We start from the raw sequence: 2,609 nt of genomic DNA on the forward strand, positions 1-2,609 counted from the left end.
GAACGCAATGTCGACAAGACCTCGGACAAGGACTTGTACGGCTGCAAGGTCATCCCGTCGCGGGGTGCCTGGCTGGAGTTCGAGATCGACAAGCGAGACAGTGTCGGTGTCCGTATCGACCGTAAGCGCAAGCAGGCCGTCACCGTGCTTCTCAAGGCACTGGGCTGGACCAGCGAGGCGATTCTGGAGCGGTTCGGCCAGTACGAGTCGATGCGCGCCACGCTGGAGAAGGACCACACGGCGGGCCAGGACGACGCGCTGCTGGACATCTACCGCAAGCTGCGTCCGGGTGAGCCGCCGACCAAGGAGTCGGCGCAGACCCTGCTGGAGAACCTGTATTTCAACCCCAAGCGCTACGACTTGGCCAAGGTCGGTCGCTACAAGATCAACAAGAAGCTCGGCGTTGATTCCGCGATCACTCAAGGCACTCTGACCGAAGAGGACATCGTCTCCGCCATCGAATACATCGTCCGGCTGCACTCGGGCGAGGAATCGATGCCGGGCACGGGCGACCGCGAGGTCATCGTCGAGGTCGACGACATCGACCACTTCGGTAACCGCCGTCTGCGCAGCGTCGGTGAGCTCATCCAGAACCAGGTCCGTCTGGGTCTGGCCCGTATGGAGCGCGTCGTGCGCGAGCGGATGACGACCCAGGACGTCGAGGCGATCACGCCGCAGACCCTGATCAACATCCGCCCGGTCGTGGCGTCCATGAAGGAGTTCTTCGGCACTTCGCAGCTGTCGCAGTTCATGAATCAGACCAACCCGCTCGACGGGCTGACGCACAAGAGGCGTCTGTCCGCGCTGGGTCCTGGTGGTCTGTCGCGTGAGCGGGCCGGCTTCGAGGTTCGTGACGTGCACCCGTCGCACTACGGCCGGATGTGCCCGATCGAGACCCCGGAAGGCCCGAACATCGGCCTGATCGGTTCGCTGGCCTCTTATGGCCGGATCAACGCCTTCGGTTTCGTCGAGACGCCGTATCGCAAGGTCGTCGACGGCAAGGTGACCGAGCAGATCGACTACCTGACCGCCGATGAGGAAGACCGTTTCGTCAAGGCGCAGGCCAACACGGTCCTCAACCCTGACGGCACGTTCGCCGACGCGCGGGTTCTGGTCCGTACCAAAGGTGGCGAGACCGAGCTGGCGCGGGCCGACGAGGTCGACTACATCGACGTGTCGCCGCGCCAGATGGTGTCGGTCGCCACGGCGATGATCCCGTTCCTGGAGCACGACGACGCCAACCGCGCGCTCATGGGCTCCAACATGATGCGCCAGTCGGTGCCGCTGCTCAAGAGTGAAGCGCCCCTGGTCGGGACGGGGATGGAATACCGGGCCGCGACCGACACGGGCGACATGGTGAGCGCCGAGAAGGCCGGGGTGGTGCAGGAGGTCTCCGCCGACTACATCACGGTCTCCAACGACGACGGTACGAGCACCACCTATCGGGTCGCCAAGTTCAAGCGTTCCAACCAGGGCACTTCGTTCAACCAGAAGCCCATCGTGGCCGAGGGCGACCGGGTGGAGGTCAACCAGGTCATCGCCGACGGGCCGTGCACCGACAGCGGTGAGATGGCCCTCGGTAAGAACCTGCTGGTGGCGTTCATGCCGTGGGAGGGTCACAACTACGAAGACGCGATCATCCTGTCGCAGCGGCTGGTTCAGGACGACGTCCTGTCCTCGATTCACATCGAGGAGCACGAGGTCGACGCCCGTGACACCAAGCTGGGTCCGGAGGAGATCACCCGGGACATCCCGAACGTCTCCGAGGAGGTCCTGGCCGACCTGGACGAGCGGGGCATCATCCGTATCGGCGCCGAGGTCGTGAACGGTGACATCCTGGTCGGCAAGGTCACGCCGAAGGGCGAGACCGAGCTGACTCCGGAAGAGCGGCTGCTGCGTGCGATCTTCGGTGAGAAGGCCCGCGAGGTGCGGGACACCTCGCTGAAGGTGCCGCACGGGGAGCAGGGCAAGGTCATCGGGGTGCGGGTGTTCTCCCGCGAGGAGGGCGACGAGCTGCCGCCCGGCGTCAACGAGCTGGTCCGTGTCTATGTGGCCCAGAAGCGGAAGATCAACGATGGCGACAAGCTGGCCGGCCGGCACGGCAACAAGGGCGTCATCTCCAAGATCCTCCCGGTGGAGGACATGCCGTTCCTGGAGGACGGCACCCCGGTCGACATCATCCTCAACCCGCTGGGCGTGCCCGGCCGGATGAACGTCGGCCAGGTGCTGGAGACCCATCTGGGCTGGATCGCCGCCCGCGGCTGGGACATCTCCGGCGTCCAGGAGGCGTGGGCAGAGCGGCTGCGTGACAAGGGCTTCGAGAAGGTGGCCCCGCGCACCAACATGGCCACCCCGGTCTTCGACGGCGCCCACGAGGAAGAAATCGTCGGCCTCCTCAACAGCACGATTCCCAACCGTGACGGGGATCGGATGGTGCAGCGCAGTGGGAAGGCCCAGCTGTTCGACGGGCGTAGTGGGGAGCCGTTCCCCTATCCCATCGGCGTCGGCTACATGTACATCCTCAAGCTGCTCCACCTGGTCGACGACAAGATCCACGCACGTTCGACCGGCCCGTACTCCATGATCACCCAGCAGCCGCTCGGCGGTAA

At 65.0% G+C, this 2,609-nt stretch carries 1 protein-coding gene; it reads left to right on the top strand.

The annotated features are described in order from the left end of the window. A partial coding sequence (rpoB, locus tag AB0J16_RS59600; protein WP_358558301.1) for a DNA-directed RNA polymerase subunit beta occupies nt 1-2,609 on the top strand: 2,609 nt, incomplete at both ends.

The organism is Nonomuraea sp. NPDC049750 (assembly GCF_040659625.1).
Classification (GTDB): domain Bacteria; phylum Actinomycetota; class Actinomycetes; order Streptosporangiales; family Streptosporangiaceae; genus Nonomuraea.